The organism is Pseudomonas sp. RIT-PI-o, from assembly GCF_001297215.1.
In the GTDB taxonomy this organism is placed as follows: Bacteria; Pseudomonadota; Gammaproteobacteria; order Pseudomonadales; family Pseudomonadaceae; genus Aquipseudomonas; species Aquipseudomonas moraviensis_A.
Genome location: NZ_LHPA01000005.1, coordinates 227,645 through 245,932, shown reverse-complemented (window position 1 = coordinate 245,932; position 18,288 = coordinate 227,645). Strand labels below are relative to the sequence as shown.

Below are 18,288 nucleotides of genomic sequence, written 5' to 3'. Positions count from 1 at the left end.
TTGCAATAGCGCCGGGGTGAATCTCCTTATCGGGGGATTCAATCCCGCGTGCCTATCCGGCAAACGCGGCCAACAAACAATAAGATTAAGGACTTGCCGTGATCGACGGGCAACCGCTCGCCTGCTTTCAGCCTTTCATTGACACCGCCACCGGACGCATTGCAGGCGTCGAAGCACTCGGCCGCTTGCGTCACGGCGATGGTCAGTTGACCTCGGTCGGGCCGTTATTCGCCGATCCGCGCACCCCGGCCACCGCCCTTCGTCGTCTCGACCGGCAGATCCGTGATCATGCCTTGAGCCGCCTGCATGAGGCACCGCCAGAATGGTTTCTCAGCCTCAACATGTCGCCGCGCTGGATCAGTCGCCTGCGTGCGGATCAGGCCTTGCCCAGTCTCAAGCAGTTGGCCCGGAACAAGGTTGATCCGCAGCGCATCGTGTTCGAAATCACCGAGCTGGGTGGCAACAGCGAACGTTTGTCACAGGTGGTCGGACGCTACCGCGACGCAGGCGCGAGAATCGCCATCGATGATTTCGGCGCTGGCTATTCGCAGCTGGATCGGGTGCTGGCCCTGCAACCGGACATTCTCAAGCTCGACATGCGCCTGTTCCAGGCAGCGGCCCTTGGTGGCCCGAGCAGCGATGTGGTCAAAGCACTCGCGCAAATGGCCGAGAAAACCGGCTGCTGGATCATCGCTGAAGGTGTCGAAACCGAAGCGCAGCTCAATTTCGCTCTGGAATGCGGCTCGCGCTACGTGCAGGGTTTTCTCTTCGCCCGTGCGCAGGAAGATTTCTTCGCTACGGACGCTTTCGTCGCGCACTTCGCTCAACTGCGCCAGCGCTATGTGAAGCAGAAACTCAGCGAGCGCGGACGCCTGATGCAGATGCGCCAGCAGCTCAGTGAGTTGATGGCGATTCTGCAGCAATGGGCGCAGGCCCGCGCTCCGCTCAGCGCACTGCCAAAGCTGCAGGCGTTTCCCTGGCTGCTGCGCTTTTATCAATGTGATCGTCACGGCACGCAACTGACGCCCAACCTGGAATGGCGACACGACGGCTGGTTCGCCGATGATCGCTACCTGGGGCACAACTGGTCGTGGCGACCCTACTTCTATCATCTGCTCGCCGAAGGCTGGGAAGAACGCCGCCTGACCCTGTCGAGTACTTATCGCGATGCCACCAGCAACCAGTATTGCCTGACCGCCGGGCAGTTCTTCGATAACGGTGAACGCTTGCTGTTGATCGATATCGATGCGGCAGGCCTGTAGTTCTGCTTGCAGGCACGGGGCCGAACCGGGAAGCTAGGGCGATCAGTCACCAGACGGAGAGAATCAGCCTTGGATTGGCCTACCCTGCTCAACCGCGAACGCCTCGGCAAGCCGCTGCACAGCCCGCAAGAACTTGGCCGCAGCCCTTTTCACAAAGACCATGACCGCATCATTTTCTCCGGTGCCTTCCGCCGCCTCGGGCGCAAGACCCAAGTGCACCCGGTCACCAGCAACGATCACATTCACACGCGCCTGACCCACTCGCTGGAAGTCAGTTGCGTCGGCCGGTCGCTGGGCATGCGCGTCGGCGAAACCCTGCGCAGCGCGCTGCCGGAATGGTGCGACCCCGCCGACCTCGGCATGGTGGTGCAGTCGGCCTGCCTGGCTCACGACATCGGTAACCCGCCGTTCGGCCATTCCGGCGAAGACGCCATTCGCCACTGGTTTCAACAAGCCGCCGGGCGCGGCTGGCTCGATGGCATGAGCGAAGCCGAGCGCGGTGACTTCCTCAATTTCGAGGGCAACGCTCAAGGCTTTCGCGTGCTGACACAGTTGGAATATCACCAGTTCGATGGCGGCACCCGCCTGACCTACGCGACGCTGGGCACCTATCTGAAGTACCCGTGGACCGCGCGCCACGCTGACTCCCTTGGCTACAAGAAACACAAGTTCGGCTGCTACCAGAGCGAACTGCCGCTGCTCGAACAGATCGCTCACAAGCTCGGCCTGCCACAACTGGAAGACCAGCGCTGGGCACGCCATCCATTGGTGTATCTGATGGAGGCAGCCGACGACATCTGCTATGCGCTGATCGATCTCGAAGACGGTCTGGAGATGGAGCTCCTGGAATACGCCGAAGTCGAATCGCTGCTGCTCGGACTGGTCGGTGACGACCTGCCGGAAACCTATCGCCAGCTCGGCCCGCAGGATTCCCGGCGGCGCAAGCTGGCGATCCTGCGCGGCAAGGCCATCGAGCACTTGACCAACGCAGCGGCGCGGGCCTTTGTCGAACAACAGGAAGCCCTGCTTGCGGGCACGCTGCCCGGCGATCTGGTCGAACACATGCACGGGCCGGCGAAACGCTGCGTGTTGAACGCCAAGGACATTGCCCGCAAGAAAATCTTTCAGGACAAGCGCAAGACCTTGCACGAAATCGGCGCGTATACGACGCTGGAAATCCTGCTCAATTCGTTCTGCGGCGCCGCGCTGGAGCAACACAACGGCCGCACGCCGTCGTTCAAGAGTCGGCGCATCCTCGATCTGCTCGGTAATAACGCCCCGGACCCGCGGGGGTCGTTGCACAGCTCGTTTCTGCGCATGATCGATTTCATCGCCGGCATGACCGACAGCTATGCCAGCGACATGGCACTGGAAATGACCGGCCGCTCCAGCCACTGAGTCTGCTGCATCCAGTCGGGCGGGCACCATGACCGACTGGATACAACCAGCTGCCCCCCGCGATCATTCGGAAAACGCCGTGCTGGCCAGGGCAGCGCGTGAGCTGATAGCGGAAAAGATAAACACCATGACGGCGCACTGTTAAACCCATATTTAAACACTTGCAAAATTATCAAAGCCCAACACTTGCAAACTCTGACAAGCCAACAGTGAAGTCCTGCCAACCCCGCACTTCCTTACGTCAAACCTAATTTTAACGTAGTCCCTTTCCTTATTACGCGTAGGACTAATCCTATAAGGTAGTCACGACACTGCCAGTCCATGCGAGTGCTCACGCATCTGAGCTAAGGTGCGCGCTTTATTCATGCTTGCATGGGACTCTATTTATGAACTCCGTTTTTATTGTGGACGACCATCCGGTTATCCGTCTCGCCGTCCGAATGCTGCTGGAACATGAAGGCTATAAGGTCGTCGGTGAATCCGATAACGGTGTCGATGCCATGCAAATGGTCCGCGAATGCATGCCTGACCTGGTCATCCTGGATGTCAGCATTCCCAAGCTGGACGGCCTCGAAGTGCTGGCCCGCTTCAACACCATGGGTTCGAATTTCAAAATCCTCATTCTGACCGCGCAATGTCCAACGCTGTTCGGGATTCGCTGCATGCAGTCCGGTGCCTCCGGTTATGTCTGTAAACAGGAAGATCTGAGCGAACTGGTCAGCGCAATCAAAGCGGTACTCTCCGGTTATAACTACTTCCCCAGCCAGGCACTTAATCCGGTTCGCTGTGACGATATCCGTTATGTCGAACTTGAATTATTCAAATCCGTCAATGATCGCGAATTGATGGTATTGCAGTTATTTGCCCAGGGCCGTACCAATAAAGAAATTGCCAAGGGCATGTTCCTAAGTAACAAGACGGTGAGCACGTATAAAAAACGCCTGATGCAAAAACTCAAGGCCAGATCCCTTGTAGAACTTATCGAGATGGCCAAACGCAACGCTCTTGTGTGAGACCCTACATGCCCAGCCGTTTAAAGGACTATCTAATCGCCTGGAGCGCAGGTCTGTGCCTGAGCGCCAACGCATCTGCCATGCCAGGCGTCTCACCGGACTACGCCTTGCTCAGTCGCTCGGCCAGCGAAGCCGTCCAGGTTGTCTTGCAGCCTGCTCAGCGGCAATGGCTGCAGACTCGCAGCGAACTGGTGCTGGGAACCTCTGCACCTGACTACCCGCCATTCGACATGACCGTGAGCGGCAAGGACTACGAAGGACTCACCGCCGACTACGCGGGCATCCTCGGCCAGGCCACCGGCTTACCGATCAGGGTGCAACGTTTCCCCTCCCGCGACGCTGCCATTCGCGCCCTGGTCGACGGCCAGATCGACCTGCTCGGCACAGCCAACGGCTACGAAGCGGGCAACGCCAATCTCGCGTTCTCCAGACCTTACGCGGTCGATCAGCCAGTACTGGTGACCCGCGAGGATGAAACCCGCTCTCTGACCGAGGGTCTGGCCGGGCTGCGCCTGAGCATGGTTTATCACTACTTGCCACTGCCCGAGATCAGAGCGCTGTATCCCAAGGCGCTCATTACCTGTTATCCGTCCTACCAGAATGCAATCAACGCCGTGGCGTTCGACCAGGCCGATGTGTTTCTAGGCGATACCCTTTCCACCCACTACATGATCAACAAGGGTTATCTGAACAATGTCCGCATGGCCAACTTCGGCAAGCAGGAAGCGCAAGGGTTCAGCTTCGCCGTAAGGCGCAGCAATCCGCAACTGCTGGCCATTGTCGACACGGTGCTAGATGCCATTCCGGGCAGCCAGCGCGACGAAATCGGCAAACGCTGGAGCGCTGGCAGCGACTTGCTGCTCACCGACCGAAAACTGCAGTTGACCCATCGCGAGGAGAGCTGGCTCAAGCAGCATCCCGTAGTCAGCGTAGTGGTCAATGAAGCGTTCGCACCGTTGACCTTCTTCGACAGCGCCGGCAACTTTCGGGGCATCAGCGCCGATCTGCTCGAACTCATTCGCTTGCGCACCGGCCTGCGTTTCGAAATTCAGCGCAGTCGCAACGATGCGGAAATGATCAGACAGATCGACAACCACAAAGCCGATCTGATCGCCGCGCTGCTGCCAAGTGCCGAACGCGAAAAAACCCTGAGCTTCAGCCGGCCCTACCTTGAGAATTCCTACGTGCTGCTGACCCGCAAAAGCGCCGACGGCCCGACCAACCTGGCACAACTCAAAGGCAAGCGGCTGGCGATCGCCCAAGGCAATCCACTGGTCGATTACTTGCGGGAAGACTTCCCGGGCATTGAAGTGATCGAAACGCCCGACAGTTTCAGCGCGGTGTCGATGCTGGCTGAAAACCATGTCGACGGCGCCGTGAACTCACTGGTGATCGCCAACTACTTCATTTCATCGCGCATCTTTGCCCGGCCATTGCAGATCACCACCACCATCGGTACCGGTCAGGCCGCGTTTTCACTGGCTACCGCCCGTGACAACAGCGAGCTCGCCTCGATCATCAACAAGGCACTGCTGAGCATCGCTCCGGAAGAACTCGGTGTGATCAACGGTCGCTGGCGTGGTTACTCCACCGCATCGCAGAACATCTGGCAAAACTATCAGCGCCTGTTCTATCAAGTCATCGCTGCCGCCGGCCTGATCCTGCTGCTGTTACTGACCTGGAACGCCTACATGCGCCATCAGATCAAACAGCGCCGCGCCGCCGAGCGCGCGTTGAACGATCAACTGGAGTTCATGCGATCTCTGGTCAACGGCACGCCGCATCCGATCTACGTGCGGGATCGCCAGGGTCTGCTGCAGAGTTGCAATGACAGCTATCTTCAGGCGTTCAACGCCAAGCGTGAGGACATCCTCGGCAAAGGGGTCATGCAGGGCACAGTGAGCAATGCTTTCGAGGCCCAGGCCTTCCACGCCGATTACCAGAGAGTCATCGCCGAAGGTACTGCGCTGATACTCGACCGCCCCCTGCACATCGGCAACCGCCGTCTGACGATTTACCACTGGATCCTTCCCTACCGCGACTCCAGCGGCGACGTCCAGGGCATCATCGGCGGCTGGATCGATATCAGTGAACGCCGTCAGTTGTTCGAGGAACTGCGCGCGGCCAAGGAGCAGGCAGACGAGGCAAACCGGGCCAAGAGCACGTTTCTGGCGACCATGAGCCATGAAATCCGTACACCGATGAACGCCGTGATCGGCATGCTTGAGCTGACCCTCAAACGCATCGAGCCCCAGCATCCGGATCGAGCATCCATCGACACGGCGTACCATTCGGCGAAGGATCTGTTGGGGCTGATTGGCGATATTCTCGACATCGCCCGCATCGAATCCGGGCGACTGAGCCTGTGTCCGGACTGGATCAACCTGGTCGACACGGTGACATCCGTGGCGCGCATCTTCGACGGTCTCGCCCGGCAGAAAAACCTCGCCCTGCAAGTCGTCTTCAATCCGCCGGACCCGGCCGTGGAGGTGCATCTGGATCCGCTGCGCTTCAAGCAGGTGCTGTCCAATCTGGTCAGCAATGCCATCAAATTCACCGACCACGGCCACGTGCGGATTACCCTGGACTTGATGACATCGGACGCAACCGGACGGGCTCTGATGCAATTGACCGTGCAGGACAGCGGTGTCGGGATCAGCGCCGAAGATCAACAGCGCCTGTTCGAACCGTTTGCCCAGGCACAAAATGGCAGTCGCCAGGCCACAAGCGGCGCCGGGCTGGGGCTGGTCATCAGTCGCAACCTGTGTGAAATGATGGGCGGACAACTGCAGCTCAACAGCCAGCCGGAACTGGGCACTCAGGTCTGCGTGTCCCTGCCACTGCAAATCCGTCCGGCAACGACACACCCAGCGAAAAGCGAGCCGGCGATCAAACCTGCAACGACGCCCCTGCATGTCCTTGTGGTCGACGACCATCCCGCCAACCGTTTGCTGATGTGCCAGCAGCTCGAGTTTCTCGGTCACCGCTTCAGCATCGCCGAAGATGGCCGCAGCGGCCTGGAACTGTGGCAGGCAGAGCATTTCGATCTGGTGATTGCCGACTGCAACATGCCCGTGATGAACGGATATGAGCTGACTCGCGCCATCCGCCAGTTCGAGCTGCAAAATCGTCGTCCGCCGTGCACCGTGCTGGGTTTCACGGCCAACGCCCAGCCAGAGGAAGTCCAGCGCTGCAAACTCGCCGGCATGAACGATTGCCTGTTCAAGCCACTGAGCCTGACCCTGCTCGGGCAGTGGATCGACGGGATCACGCCAGCGTCTCCCGCATCGGTGTTCGACCTGCAGAGTTTGTGCCTGCTGACCGGCAGCAACCCGGCGCAGACACGCCGCTTGCTGGTGGAGCTGCTCAAAAGCAGCCGCCTCGACCGCCAGGAACTGCTCACTCTTTCGCCTGCCGATGATCGCGAAGGACTGACAGTAGTCGCCCACAAGATCAAGGGCGCGGCACGCATCGCCCAGGCATCGCGGCTGATCGAATGTTGCGATGCCCTCGAGGACGCTTGCCAGCAAGCGCTTCCCTCGCTGGAGATTGGCCGCCGATGGCAAGCAACCAGTCAGGCGATGCTCGAACTGGAGCAAGCCTTGCAACATCAATTGGCATTGGCCGACCAAGGCACAGTGAGCGAGTCTTAACTATGCTTGGGGCTGAGCAGTGAGTTAAACATTCATGGAGAGCCTGCAATGCCCAGCCCACTGCGCCCCGAGCAGCGCCGCTTGCCGCTGCACGTGCACATCAGCGTCATGTTCACTTTTCTTTTGTTGCTGACGGGCGTAGTGCTGGGCCTGTTCAATTACCGCCAGACCACGCAGATCATTCTGTCGAGCAGCGAGAAACTGTTCGATCGCATCGAGCAGGATGTGCGCGATGACCTGCAGGCGACTTACCAGCCGATCCGCCATCTGTTGAGCCTGCTGGCAGATACCCCGGCGGCCCAGTCTGCTGATCTTGAGCATCGCCTGCCCTTGCTCAAGCCCTTCAGCCAGTCATTGGTCGACAACCCGGCGCTGGCTTCGCTGTATCTGGGTTACGCCAATGGCGACTTTTTCATGGTGCGGGCGCTGCGTACGGCGGCGCTCAAGGCCCAGCTGCAGGCGCCGGACACGGCGGTGTATCAGGTGTGGAGCATCGAGCACGATCCCCAAGGCGCCATACGCTCGCAATCACTGTTCTTTGATCAGGCCCTGACCCCGATCAGCCGCCGCAATCATCCGCAGGACGCCTACGATCCACGCAACCGGAACTGGTTCAGCGACGCCCTGCAACAGGCCGGGCAGATCACCACCGAACCCTACGTATTTTTCTCCACTCACAATGTCGGCACCACGCTGGCCCGGCGCAGCGGCGAGAACGCCGTGATTGGCGCCGACCTGACCCTCGCTTCGCTGTCGACCGCCCTTGGCAGGCACCGGGTCACGCCCTCTACAGAAATCGCGTTGTACGACACCGACGGCAATGCCGTGGCCTACCCCGACAGCCATCGCCTGATCGTCGACGATCGCTCGGCGCGGCTGGCCCGAGCGGCCGATCTGAGCCCCGAGCTGAACGCGCTTTTCAGCGCAGGAGATATTGGCAAGCGCCTGCAGGTGAACGGCCGGCAATGGATCGTCGCCCGTACCGGCATTGAGGAAGGTGGGCCAAAAGGTCTGCAACTGGCGCTGCTGGTGCCGGAAGATGAATTGCTGGCCGACGCTTTCCGCCTGCGCTGGCAAGGCGCGCTCATCACCCTGGCGATCTTGCTGCTGTGCCTGCCACTGGGCTGGATGACTTCGCGGATCCTCGTCAAACCGCTGCATGCATTGGTCAAGGAAGCCGATGCCATTCGCAGCTTCGACTTCAACTTCCCACTGACCCGCCGCTCAGCCGTGCTGGAAATCGACCGATTGAGCCTGTCCATGGCGCGGATGAAGGACACCCTGGGCAGTTTCTTCCGGATCACCGACAGCCTGTGTGCCGAAACACGCTTCGCCCCGTTGCTTGAACGAGTGCTCTTCGAAACCGTGCAAATCGCCCAGGCTCAGGCCGGCCTGATCTATCTGCGTGAAGCCGACGGTGCCCGCATGGAACCTTATGGGCTGATCATCGATGGCGTACCGCAAGCACTGGAGGCATTTGACATTCAGGGCCGTGAGCTGCATGAAAACAGCGGGCCGGCGTGGTTCGAACAATTGGCCAGCGCCAACAATACCGTCAGCCATCTGGGCTTCGATCAGGCCGGCGACTTGCAGAAAATCCTCCTGGCGATGCAGTCGCCACGCATCCACCTGATTGGTATCCGCCTGCACAACCAGCATGACGAAACCATCGGCCTGCTGATTCTGCTGGTCGATGACAGCGGTGCGCCGAGCGATCTGGAAAAACTGCGGCCTGACCGCATCGCCTTTCTGCAGGCGGTGTCCGGCGCGGCGGCGGTGAGCATCGAAAGCCAGCGCCTGCAGGCCCGGCAGAAACAATTGCTCGATGCTTTCATCCAGCTGCTCGCCAGCGCGATCGACGCCAAGAGCCCGTACACCGGCGGCCACTGCCAGCGAGTACCGGAACTGACGCTGATGCTTGCCCAGGCTGCCGCCGCCAGCCAGGCGCCGGCGTTCAGTGCCTATCAGCCCAGTGAGGATGAATGGGAGGCGTTGCACATCGCCGCGTGGCTGCACGATTGCGGCAAGGTCACGACGCCGGAATACGTGGTCGACAAAGCCACCAAACTTGAAACCATCAACGACCGCATCCACGAAATCCGTACGCGTTTCGAAGTGCTCAAGCGTGATGTCTGGATCAACTACTGGCAGACCTTGGCGAACGGTGCAGACGACGCTGCGCTGGCCCGCTCGCGTGACCTTGAGTTGATGACGCTGGACGACGATTTTGCCTTTGTCGCCCGCTGCAATCTCGGTGGCGAGGCCATGGCCGAGGCTGATCTGCAACGCCTTGACCAGATCGCGCTACGCCCCTGGCTGCGCACGCTTGACGATCGCCTTGGTGTGTCATGGGAAGAACACCGCCGCCAGGCGAAAACGCCTGCGCCCACGCTGCCCGTCAGCGAAAGACTGCTGGCCGACAAACCCGAGCATCTGATCGAACGCGACCCGAACGAACTGATCCCGGAAGACAATCCCTGGGGTTTCAAACTCGATGTGCCCGCATACAAGTACAACCGCGGCGAGCTCTACAACCTGAAGATCGCCCGGGGCACGCTGACCCGCGAAGAGCGCTACATCATCAATCACCACATGGTGCAGACGATCATGATGCTCAGCCGCCTGCCCTTCCCCGGCCACCTCGACAGCATCGCCGAGATCGCTGGCGGCCATCACGAAAAAATGGACGGCACCGGCTACCCGAAACGGCTGAAGCGCGAGCAGATGAGCCTGCCGGCGCGGATGATGGCGATTGCCGATATTTTCGAAGCGCTGACCGCCGCCGATCGCCCTTACAAGAAAGCCAAATCGTTGAGCGAGGCGCTCGGGATCATGGCGACCATGTGCCGCGAAGCGCACATTGACGCGCCGCTGTTCGGCCTGTTCATCAACGAGGGGGTGTACATGCAGTACGCGACGCGGTTTCTCGATCCCGCGCAAATCGACAGCGTGGACACGGCCAGCCTGTTGCACAAGGCTGGCCTCAGCGGTTGATCAGCAGTCGGTCAGGCGCAGGAAAATCGCTGCCAGCTGCTCGATCCCGGCCTGGTCTGCGGCGCCGAAACGCGCCAGCTTCGGGCTGTCGAGGTCAAGCACGCCAATCAGGCGACCGTCCTTGACCAACGGCACCACCAACTCACTGTTGGACGCGCTGTCGCAGGCGATGTGGCCGGGGAAGGCATGCACATCTTCGACGCGCTGAGTCTGCAGACTGGCAGCCGCCGCGCCACACACACCACGCCCGAACGGAATGCGCACGCACGCGATCTGGCCTTGAAACGGGCCGAGCACCAGTTCTTCGTTGCGATTAAGGTAGAAACCGGCCCAGTTCAAATCATCGAGCTGATTGAACAGGAACGCGGAAAACTGCGCGGCATTGGCGATGAAATCGCGCTCGTCCGCCAGCAGCGACTCCAGTTGGGCAGCCAACATACCGTAGCCTTCGAGGCCCTGGCCGCTGTGTTGCAAATCAATCATGCCTTGTGCTCCAGCAATTTCAGTCCCACCCAGTAGCGGGCGAATTGATACGCGCAACGTCCGTTGCGATTACCGCGGCCGGTGGCCCAGCGCACGGCGAGAATGTCCAGTGCTTCGTCGCGCTGCCAGCTCAGGCCGGCCTTGGCGGCCAACTGGCCGATCCAGTGTTCGACGACATTGAGGAAGTGTTCCTGGGTAAACGGATAGAACGACAGCCACAGACCGAAGCGGTCCGACAGGGCGATCTTGTCTTCCACCGCTTCGCTGGGGTGCAGTTCGCCGTCGACGCGCTTCCAGTTTTCGTTGTCGCTTTCCTTTTCCGGCACCAGGTGGCGGCGGTTGGAAGTGGCGTACAGCAAGACGTTGTCGGGGGCCTGCTCGAGCGAACCGTCAAGCACGCTTTTCAGCACGCGGTAGTCGCCTTCGCCGGATTCGAACGACAAGTCATCACAGAACAGCACGAAACGTTGCGGCAATTTGGCGACCTGCTCGACCACCCGTGGCAAGTCCGCCAGATGATCGCGCTCGATCTCGATCAGACGCAGGCCCGCGCCGGCATGCTCGGCCAGCAACGCCCGTACCAGCGAGGACTTGCCAGTGCCGCGCGAGCCCCACAGCAAAGCGTGGTTGGCCGGCATGCCATCGAGAAACTGTTGCGTGTTGCGGCCCAATTGCTCCAACTGACGGTCGACGCCGATCAGGTCCGACAGGCGCATGTCGAGGCTGACTTCCAGCGGCAGCAGATAACCGCTGCGCCCGTCACGCTGCCAGCGCGCCGCCAGACACGTATTCCAGTCAATGACAGGACGCGGTGCCGGCAACAGTGGTTCGATTCGCGCCAGAACCGACTCGGCGCGTTCAAGAAAAGCATTCAATCGGGAATCCACGTCTTCTCCTCGGGCACTTTCACAGTGATGATGACGATCCAGCGACCCTGCACAGATAGAATTGCCCGACCAAGCCTTGTTACAAGGCGATTCGGGAACCTCGGTATCCATACATGATCGACTATGCTTGAGCAGCGAAGGGAAACGGAAGTGGTTCAACACCTCATGGATATCAAATTCACCCACCGGCTGTCATACAAGCAAGCCAGGCTTACCGTGCTGGTCGGGTTCATTCTGGGCACCCTGCTCAGTCTGCTGCAGATCGGCATCGATTATGCCAGCGAAGACGCTTCCATCAACCGGGAAATCCTCGCCCTGCTGGAAATCAGCCACAACCCGGCCTCGCGCATCGCCTACAACATCGACGCCGAACTGGCGCAGGAACTCACCCTGGGCCTGTTGCGCTCGCCGGCGATCATCGCCGCGCAACTGATCGACAACAACGAGACCGTGCTGGCCAACGTCAAACGCCCGGAACTGCAGAGCAACTATCGGCTGATCAGCGACTTCCTGTTCGGCGCCAAGCGTCATTTCGAAGACCGCCTGTACCTCGACCACTTGCCCAATGAATCCCTCGGCGTCCTCAAGCTCGAAGTCGACACCTATGCCTTCGGCAGCCGTTTCCTGCGACGTGCAGAAGTCACCCTGCTCAATGGCTTCGCCCGCAGCCTGCTGCTGACCGGGATCCTGCTGGCGCTGTTCTACGTGATGCTGACCAAGCCACTGGTGCGAGTCATCCGCGAGCTCAGCGGCCGCGATCCACGCAGCGCCGAGCCGACCACGCTCGAGTGCCCCGCCGGCCACGGCAACGATGAAATCGGTGTGCTGGTGAAAGTCGCCAATCAGCAATTCGAGAACATCGCCACCGAAATCCAGCAACGGCGTACAGCGGAAAACCGCCTGACCGAATACCTCGCGCAACTTGAAGACATCGTCTCGGCGCGCACCGCCGAGCTCAAGGCGATCAACGCCCGTCTCAGCCAGTCCAACGAAGAACTCGAAGTGGCGCGCCGCACGGCGCTGGACATGGCCGAAGCGCGTTCGGCCTTTCTGGCCAACATGAGCCATGAAATCCGCACGCCGCTCAACGGCTTGCTGGGGATGATCGCGCTGTCGCTCGACGGCCCGCTGAACGCCGAGCAGCAGCAACAATTGTCGATTGCCCACGACTCGGGCAAGGTGCTGGTGGAACTGCTCAACGATATTCTCGACCTGTCGAAATTCGACGCCGGGCAACTGGAGCTGGAAAACATCCCGTTCGATCTCGGCTCGCTGATCGAGGACACGGCCAATCTGCTCTCACAAAATGCTGCGCCGAGCGTTGAGCTGACCTGTTTGATCGAGCCGCACTTCCCGGCCCTGGTGCTGGGGGATCCGACGCGAGTGCGGCAGATTGTCAGCAACCTTTTATCCAATGCGCTGAAATTCACCCGCTTCGGTCGGGTCGACGTGCGTTTGTCGGCGCACAAGCATGGCGTGCGCATCGAAGTCTGCGATACCGGCATCGGTATCGCCCAGGAAGCTCAGGTGAAAATCTTCCAGCCGTTCACTCAGGCTGGCGCTGGCATTACCCGTCAATACGGCGGCACCGGGCTGGGTCTGGCGCTGACGTATAACCTGTGCGAAGCCATGCAGGGCCGCTTGACCATCAGTTCCGAGAGCGGTTTCGGCAGCCAGTTCTGCGCCGATCTGCCCCTGCCAAGCCACACCCGCGCACTGGCGCCGGAGCCGTTACGCGGCAAGGTCCTGGCGATCACCGCCGCCAGCAGTGGTCTGGCAGAGCTGCTGAAAAGCCTGTTGCCGGTGTGGGGGCTGGAATACACGCAGCGTACCATCGATGACTCGCTGCTGGGCCTGAATCCTGACGTACTGATCACTGATTGCCCGGAGTGCCTGTTCGGTCTGCGCCCGAACATCACCGCACCGATTCTGCTGGTGACGGCTTACGGCAGTTTCCTGCCCAGCGAAGAAGCCGCCGCCCTCGCCCCCTTGCAGCAGCAAGCCCGGCCGCTGGCGCGCAACGCGCTCTATCAGCACCTGCGGCGGATTCTGCAACCGGATGTCGCCACCCTCAGTGAAACGCAAGCGGATGCCTCGCCGTCCACGCGTCGGGGCAAGGTGCTGCTGGTCGAGGACAACCCGGTCAACCAGTTGGTCGCCAAAGGCATGCTCGGCAAGCTAGGCTGCGATGTGGTGGTGGCGGGCCATGGCGCCGAGGCGCTGGACCAGCTGGAGTTTGCCGATTTCGATCTGGTGCTGATGGACTGCAACATGCCGGTGATGGATGGCTATGAAGCCAGTCGGCAGATTCGCCAGAGCGGACGCTGGCCGAATCTGCCGATCGTCGCGCTGACCGCCAATGCCATGTCCGAGGAGCGCGAACGCTGCCGCGCGGCCGGCATGAGCGACTATCTGGCCAAACCCTTTCGCCGCGAAGAACTCGCGGCGTTGCTCGATCAGTGGATGCCGACTACGTCAGCGCTTTGATCTGCCCCAGCAAGTGATCGAGGCCGGCGCGCAAGTCGTCGAGACGGTCGAGATCAACGCCGCTGTCGCATAACAGGCGCGCTTTCAGCGGCCCGACCTGTTCGCGCAATGCTGCGCCGACAGGCGTCAGGCTCAAATGCACCTCGCGTTCATCGCGCTCCGAGCGCCGACGCTGGACCAGATCGATGTGCTCCAGCCGCTTGAGCAACGGCGTCAACGTGCCCGAGTCCAGCGCCAGACGTTCGCCGAGGGCTTTTACCGTCGGCTGCTCCGGTGCAGCGTCCTGCCACTCCCACAGCACCAGCATCGCCAGGTACTGCGGGTAAGTCAGGCCCAACTGATCAAGCATCGGCTTGTAGGCGCGAATCACTGCCCGCGAGGCTGCGTAAAGCTTGAAGCACAACTGGCTGTCGAGCTTCAGCGAATCAACCGCCAGGCTCATTTCAGCAAGGCTTCGATCTCGCCGCTCAGATCCTGCGGCTTGGTCGTCGGGGCGAAACGCTTTACCAACTGGCCGTCCTTGCCGATCAGGAACTTGGTGAAGTTCCACTTGATGCCCTGCGAGCCGAGCACGCCCGGGGCGCGTTTCTTCAACTGCACGAACAGTGGATGAGCATCGGCGCCATTGACGTCGATCTTCTTGAACAGCGGGAAGCTGACGCCGAAATTCAGCTCGCAGAATTCGCTGATGGCGCCCTCAGTGCCCGGTTCCTGCTTGCCGAACTGGTTGCAGGGAAAGCCCAGCACCACCAGCCCCTGGTCCTTGTAGGTCTGCCAGAGCTCTTCGAGGCCTTTGTATTGCGGAGTGAAGCCACACTTGCTCGCCGTGTTGACCACCAGCACTGCTTTGCCAGCGAAGTCGGCGAGGGTCTTTTGCTCACCCTTGATGGTGGTGCAGGGGATATTCAGCAGGTTGTCGCTCATGAGATGGCTCCGCAATCGTGAGGAAAGGGCGAACATAACGAGCAATTGAATTGTGTGCAATTTAATTATTCGAAAAACAGGCGACATCGCGTCGCCTGGTTCGGTTATTCGCGGGGCTCGAGATTCAGGCACACCGAGTTGATGCAGTACCGCAGGCCAGTCGGTGGCGGGCCATCCGGGAACACATGGCCAAGATGCGCATCGCAGCGCGCGCATTTCACTTCGGTGCGGATCATGCCGTGGCTGGTATCACGGATTTCGGTCATCGCGCTTTCGCCGATCGGCGCGTAGAAGCTCGGCCAGCCGCAACCAGAATCGAACTTGGTTATGGAGTCGAACAGTGGTTCATTGCAGCAGATGCAGTGGTAGACACCGTCGGTTTTGGTGTCGTTGTATTTGCCGGAGAACGGGCGCTCGGTGGCACTCAGACGGCAGACGTTGTACTGCTCGGGGTCGAGCATGGCTTTCCACTCTTCCAGGGTTTTCTGCAACTTTTCCATCATCACACCTCAGCGGCTGAAAAAGCCCGATCTGTACCTTTTCCACGGATCGGGCGGCACGTATGATTGCGCCTCGTCACGCGCCAGTCTGGCAGCCAGACCGGGCGCATTCAAACGGATTCTGAGCGCTCAAGCGACAGACCTCCGCCTGTGCGAAGACGCAGCAATCCCAGTACGGTTGTCCACTTGCCGCCTGGATCGTTCATTTTCGGGATCACATCGCCATGCAGTTCAGCAAATCGAACAAGCTCGCCAACGTCTGCTACGACATTCGCGGCCCGGTGCTCAAGCACGCCAAACGACTGGAAGAGGAAGGCCAGCGCATCCTCAAGCTGAACATCGGCAACCCGGCGCCGTTTGGTTTCGAAGCGCCGGACGAAATCCTCCAGGACGTGATCCGCAACCTGCCGACCGCGCAAGGCTACAGCGATTCCAAAGGCCTGTTCAGCGCGCGCAAGGCGGTGATGCAGTACTACCAGCAGAAACAGGTCGAGGGCGTCGGCATCGAAGACATCTACCTGGGCAACGGTGTTTCCGAACTGATCGTGATGTCGCTGCAGGCGCTGCTCAATAACGGCGACGAAGTGCTGGTGCCAGCGCCGGACTATCCGCTGTGGACCGCCGCCGTCAGCCTCGCCGGCGGGAATGCCGTGCATTACCTGTGCGATGAAGGCGCCGACTGGTTCCCGGACCTGGCCGACATCAAGGCCAGGATCACCCCGAACACCAAGGCCATGGTGATCATCAACCCGAACAACCCGACCGGTGCGGTGTACTCGAAGGAAGTGTTGCTGGGCATGCTGGAAATCGCCCGGGCGCACAACCTGGTGGTGTTCTCCGATGAAATCTACGACAAGATCCTGTATGACGATGCCGTGCACATCTGCACCGCTTCGCTGGCGCCGGACCTGCTCTGCCTGACCTTCAACGGCCTGTCGAAATCCTACCGCGTGGCCGGTTTCCGCTCCGGCTGGATCGCCATCTCAGGGCCGAAACACAACGCACAGAGCTATATCGAAGGCATCGACATGCTGGCCAACATGCGTCTGTGCGCCAACGTGCCGAGCCAGCACGCGATCCAGACCGCGCTGGGCGGTTACCAGAGCATCAACGATCTGGTCCTGCCCCAGGGCCGCCTGCTGGAACAGCGCAACCGCACCTGGGAACTGCTCAATGACATTCCCGGTGTCAGTTGCGTCAAGCCGATGGGCGCGCTGTACGCATTCCCGAAAATCGACCCGAAGGTCTGCCCGATCCATAACGACGAGAAATTTGTCCTCGACCTGCTGCTCTCCGAGAAGTTGCTGGTGGTGCAAGGTACGGCATTCAACTGGCCTTGGCCGGATCACTTCCGTGTGGTCACCCTGCCCCGCGTCGATGATCTGGAAATGGCCATCGGCCGTATCGGCAACTTCCTCAAGTCCTACCGCCAGTAATAGGCCAGCAGTGCGCAATGGATCAGCCGTTGCGTACTGTCTGATTCAGCAACACATCTTTGTTCCGCACCTTTGCAGCCCTTCTACACTTGCGATGCGAGGCGTGCAGACGTGTCCGACCTAATGGCAGCGGGGCGCGAAGCTGTGTCATCCGCATCGGAATTGAGAGTGGGAATTTTCTTTTTCCTCAGGAAACCGCTGTAGGACACAGTTTGAAATAGTCACTCGGTTGAATAGCCCGGTGCCGCACCTTATATACCCCGCAGTACGCTACATCTTTAGCTTGAGGAGAGTTCTACAACCATGATGCGCATCCTGCTGTTTTTGGCCACTAACCTGGCGGTCGTGCTGATAGCCAGCATCACCCTGAGCCTGTTCGGCTTCAACGGGTTCATGGCGGCCAACGGGGTCGATCTCGACCTCAGTCAGCTGCTGGTTTTCTGTGCGGTCTTTGGTTTCGCCGGCTCGCTGTTCTCGCTGTTCATCTCCAAGTGGATGGCGAAGATGAGCACCGGAACGCAAATCATCAGCCAGCCACGCACTCGTCATGAGCAATGGCTGCTGCAAACGGTCGAGCAACTGTCCCGCGAAGCCGGGATCAAGATGCCTGAAGTCGGGATTTTCCCGGCCTACGAGGCGAATGCCTTCGCCACCGGCTGGAACAAGAACGACGCGCTGGTCGCGGTCAGCCAGGGCCTGCTCGAGCGTTTCTCGCCCGATGAAGTGAAAGCCGTACTGGCCCACGAAATCGGTCACGTTGCCAACGGTGACATGGTTACGCTGGCACTGATCCAGGGCGTGGTGAACACCTTTGTGATGTTCTTCGCGCGGATCATCGGCAACTTCGTCGACAAGGTGATCTTCAAGAACGAAGAAGGCCAGGGCATCGCCTACTACGTCGCGACCATCTTCGCCGAACTGGTGCTGGGCATTCTCGCCAGTGCGATCGTCATGTGGTTCTCGCGCAAGCGCGAATTCCGCGCCGACGAAGCCGGCGCCCGCCTGGCCGGTACCAGCGCGATGATCGGCGCACTGCAACGCTTGCGCGCCGAACAGGGCTTGCCGGTGCATATGCCCGACACCCTGAACGCCTTTGGCATCAACGGTGGCATCAAACAGGGCTTCGCCCGCATGTTCATGAGCCACCCGCCGCTGGAAGAGCGTATTGACGCCCTGCGTCGTCGCGGTTGATTTGATCGCACTGAAAAAGAAGGCCCGCAGTGATGCGGGCCTTTTTTTGTGTCCGACGAT

At 60.2% G+C, this 18,288-nt stretch carries 13 protein-coding genes; 8 read left to right on the top strand and 5 right to left on the bottom strand.

Going from position 1 to position 18,288, the window contains the following annotated elements; genetic code table 11:
* The first annotated feature begins 98 nt into the window (after nt 1-98).
* The 5 genes from AEQ63_RS01700 to AEQ63_RS01680 all read left to right on the top strand — a co-directional run bounded on the left by AEQ63_RS01700 (nt 99) and on the right by AEQ63_RS01680 (nt 10,320).
* Complete coding sequence (locus tag AEQ63_RS01700) at nt 99-1,262, top strand: EAL domain-containing protein (protein ID WP_042607866.1); 1,164 nt, start codon at nt 99-101, stop codon at nt 1,260-1,262.
* A 69-nt stretch (nt 1,263-1,331) separates the two neighbouring features.
* Nucleotides 1,332-2,660 carry a deoxyguanosinetriphosphate triphosphohydrolase gene (locus tag AEQ63_RS01695; protein WP_064361547.1) on the top strand — a complete coding sequence of 443 codons (1,329 nt, stop codon included), beginning with the start codon at nt 1,332-1,334 and terminating at the stop codon, nt 2,658-2,660.
* Between the two features lie 386 nt (nt 2,661-3,046).
* Nucleotides 3,047-3,673, top strand: coding sequence for a response regulator transcription factor (locus AEQ63_RS01690; protein ID WP_042607868.1), 627 nt, complete (start codon nt 3,047-3,049; stop codon nt 3,671-3,673).
* Nucleotides 3,674-3,681: 8 nt separating this feature from the next.
* Complete coding sequence (locus AEQ63_RS01685) at nt 3,682-7,326, top strand: transporter substrate-binding domain-containing protein (RefSeq protein WP_064361546.1); 3,645 nt, start codon at nt 3,682-3,684, stop codon at nt 7,324-7,326.
* Between the two features lie 48 nt (nt 7,327-7,374).
* A complete protein-coding gene (locus tag AEQ63_RS01680; protein ID WP_064361545.1) occupies nt 7,375-10,320 on the top strand; it encodes an HD domain-containing phosphohydrolase in 2,946 nt (981 codons plus the stop codon).
* Here AEQ63_RS01680 and AEQ63_RS01675 read toward each other — a convergent pair whose 3' ends face one another.
* Nucleotides 10,321-10,803, bottom strand: coding sequence for a GAF domain-containing protein (locus tag AEQ63_RS01675; protein WP_042607871.1), 483 nt, complete (start codon nt 10,801-10,803; stop codon nt 10,321-10,323).
* Nucleotides 10,800-11,690 (bottom strand): ATP-binding protein, encoded by an 891-nt coding sequence (locus tag AEQ63_RS01670; protein WP_041478431.1) that lies wholly within the window; start codon nt 11,688-11,690, stop codon nt 10,800-10,802. The genes AEQ63_RS01675 and AEQ63_RS01670 overlap by 4 nt, the downstream gene beginning before the upstream one ends.
* 165 nt (nt 11,691-11,855) lie before the next feature.
* Between AEQ63_RS01670 and AEQ63_RS01665 the strand changes: the two genes are divergently transcribed.
* The gene (locus tag AEQ63_RS01665; protein WP_042607872.1) at nt 11,856-14,177 is read left to right on the top strand and encodes a hybrid sensor histidine kinase/response regulator; all 2,322 of its coding nucleotides are present in this window, start codon (nt 11,856-11,858) and stop codon (nt 14,175-14,177) included.
* Here the strand turns inward: AEQ63_RS01665 and AEQ63_RS01660 are convergent.
* From AEQ63_RS01660 to msrB, 3 genes are all read right to left on the bottom strand, one after another.
* Nucleotides 14,161-14,619, bottom strand: a complete 459-nt coding sequence (locus AEQ63_RS01660) for a MarR family winged helix-turn-helix transcriptional regulator (protein ID WP_064361544.1) — start codon at nt 14,617-14,619, stop codon at nt 14,161-14,163. The two genes, AEQ63_RS01665 and AEQ63_RS01660, sit on opposite strands and share 17 nt — an antisense overlap.
* The gene (locus AEQ63_RS01655) at nt 14,616-15,101 is read right to left on the bottom strand and encodes a glutathione peroxidase (protein WP_042607874.1); all 486 of its coding nucleotides are present in this window, start codon (nt 15,099-15,101) and stop codon (nt 14,616-14,618) included. Before AEQ63_RS01655 ends, AEQ63_RS01660 begins: the two co-directional genes overlap by 4 nt.
* A gap of 104 nt (nt 15,102-15,205) precedes the next feature.
* A complete protein-coding gene (msrB, locus tag AEQ63_RS01650; RefSeq protein WP_064361591.1) occupies nt 15,206-15,601 on the bottom strand; it encodes a peptide-methionine (R)-S-oxide reductase MsrB in 396 nt (131 codons plus the stop codon).
* A gap of 224 nt (nt 15,602-15,825) precedes the next feature.
* Between msrB and AEQ63_RS01645 the strand changes: the two genes are divergently transcribed.
* Both AEQ63_RS01645 and htpX read left to right on the top strand, forming a co-directional pair.
* Nucleotides 15,826-17,037, top strand: coding sequence for a pyridoxal phosphate-dependent aminotransferase (locus AEQ63_RS01645; protein ID WP_042607876.1), 1,212 nt, complete (start codon nt 15,826-15,828; stop codon nt 17,035-17,037).
* 303 nt (nt 17,038-17,340) lie between these two features.
* Nucleotides 17,341-18,228 (top strand): protease HtpX, encoded by an 888-nt coding sequence (gene htpX / locus AEQ63_RS01640; protein WP_007908619.1) that lies wholly within the window; start codon nt 17,341-17,343, stop codon nt 18,226-18,228.
* Nucleotides 18,229-18,288 lie beyond the last annotated feature (60 nt).

Bases quoted from the DNA above. Each gene is read 5' to 3' on its own strand.
- AEQ63_RS01675 (WP_042607871.1), bottom strand. From the start codon at position 10,803: ATGATTGATTTGCAACACAGCGGCCAGGGCCTCGAAGGCTACGGTATG.
- AEQ63_RS01680 (WP_064361545.1), top strand. From the start codon at position 7,375: ATGCCCAGCCCACTGCGCCCCGAGCAGCGCCGCTTGCCGCTGCACGTG.
- msrB (WP_064361591.1), bottom strand. From the start codon at position 15,601: ATGGAAAAGTTGCAGAAAACCCTGGAAGAGTGGAAAGCCATGCTCGAC.
- AEQ63_RS01685 (WP_064361546.1), top strand. From the start codon at position 3,682: ATGCCCAGCCGTTTAAAGGACTATCTAATCGCCTGGAGCGCAGGTCTG.
- AEQ63_RS01645 (WP_042607876.1), top strand. From the start codon at position 15,826: ATGCAGTTCAGCAAATCGAACAAGCTCGCCAACGTCTGCTACGACATT.
- AEQ63_RS01660 (WP_064361544.1), bottom strand. From the start codon at position 14,619: ATGAGCCTGGCGGTTGATTCGCTGAAGCTCGACAGCCAGTTGTGCTTC.
- htpX (WP_007908619.1), top strand. From the start codon at position 17,341: ATGATGCGCATCCTGCTGTTTTTGGCCACTAACCTGGCGGTCGTGCTG.
- AEQ63_RS01655 (WP_042607874.1), bottom strand. From the start codon at position 15,101: ATGAGCGACAACCTGCTGAATATCCCCTGCACCACCATCAAGGGTGAG.
- AEQ63_RS01690 (WP_042607868.1), top strand. From the start codon at position 3,047: ATGAACTCCGTTTTTATTGTGGACGACCATCCGGTTATCCGTCTCGCC.
- AEQ63_RS01665 (WP_042607872.1), top strand. From the start codon at position 11,856: ATGGATATCAAATTCACCCACCGGCTGTCATACAAGCAAGCCAGGCTT.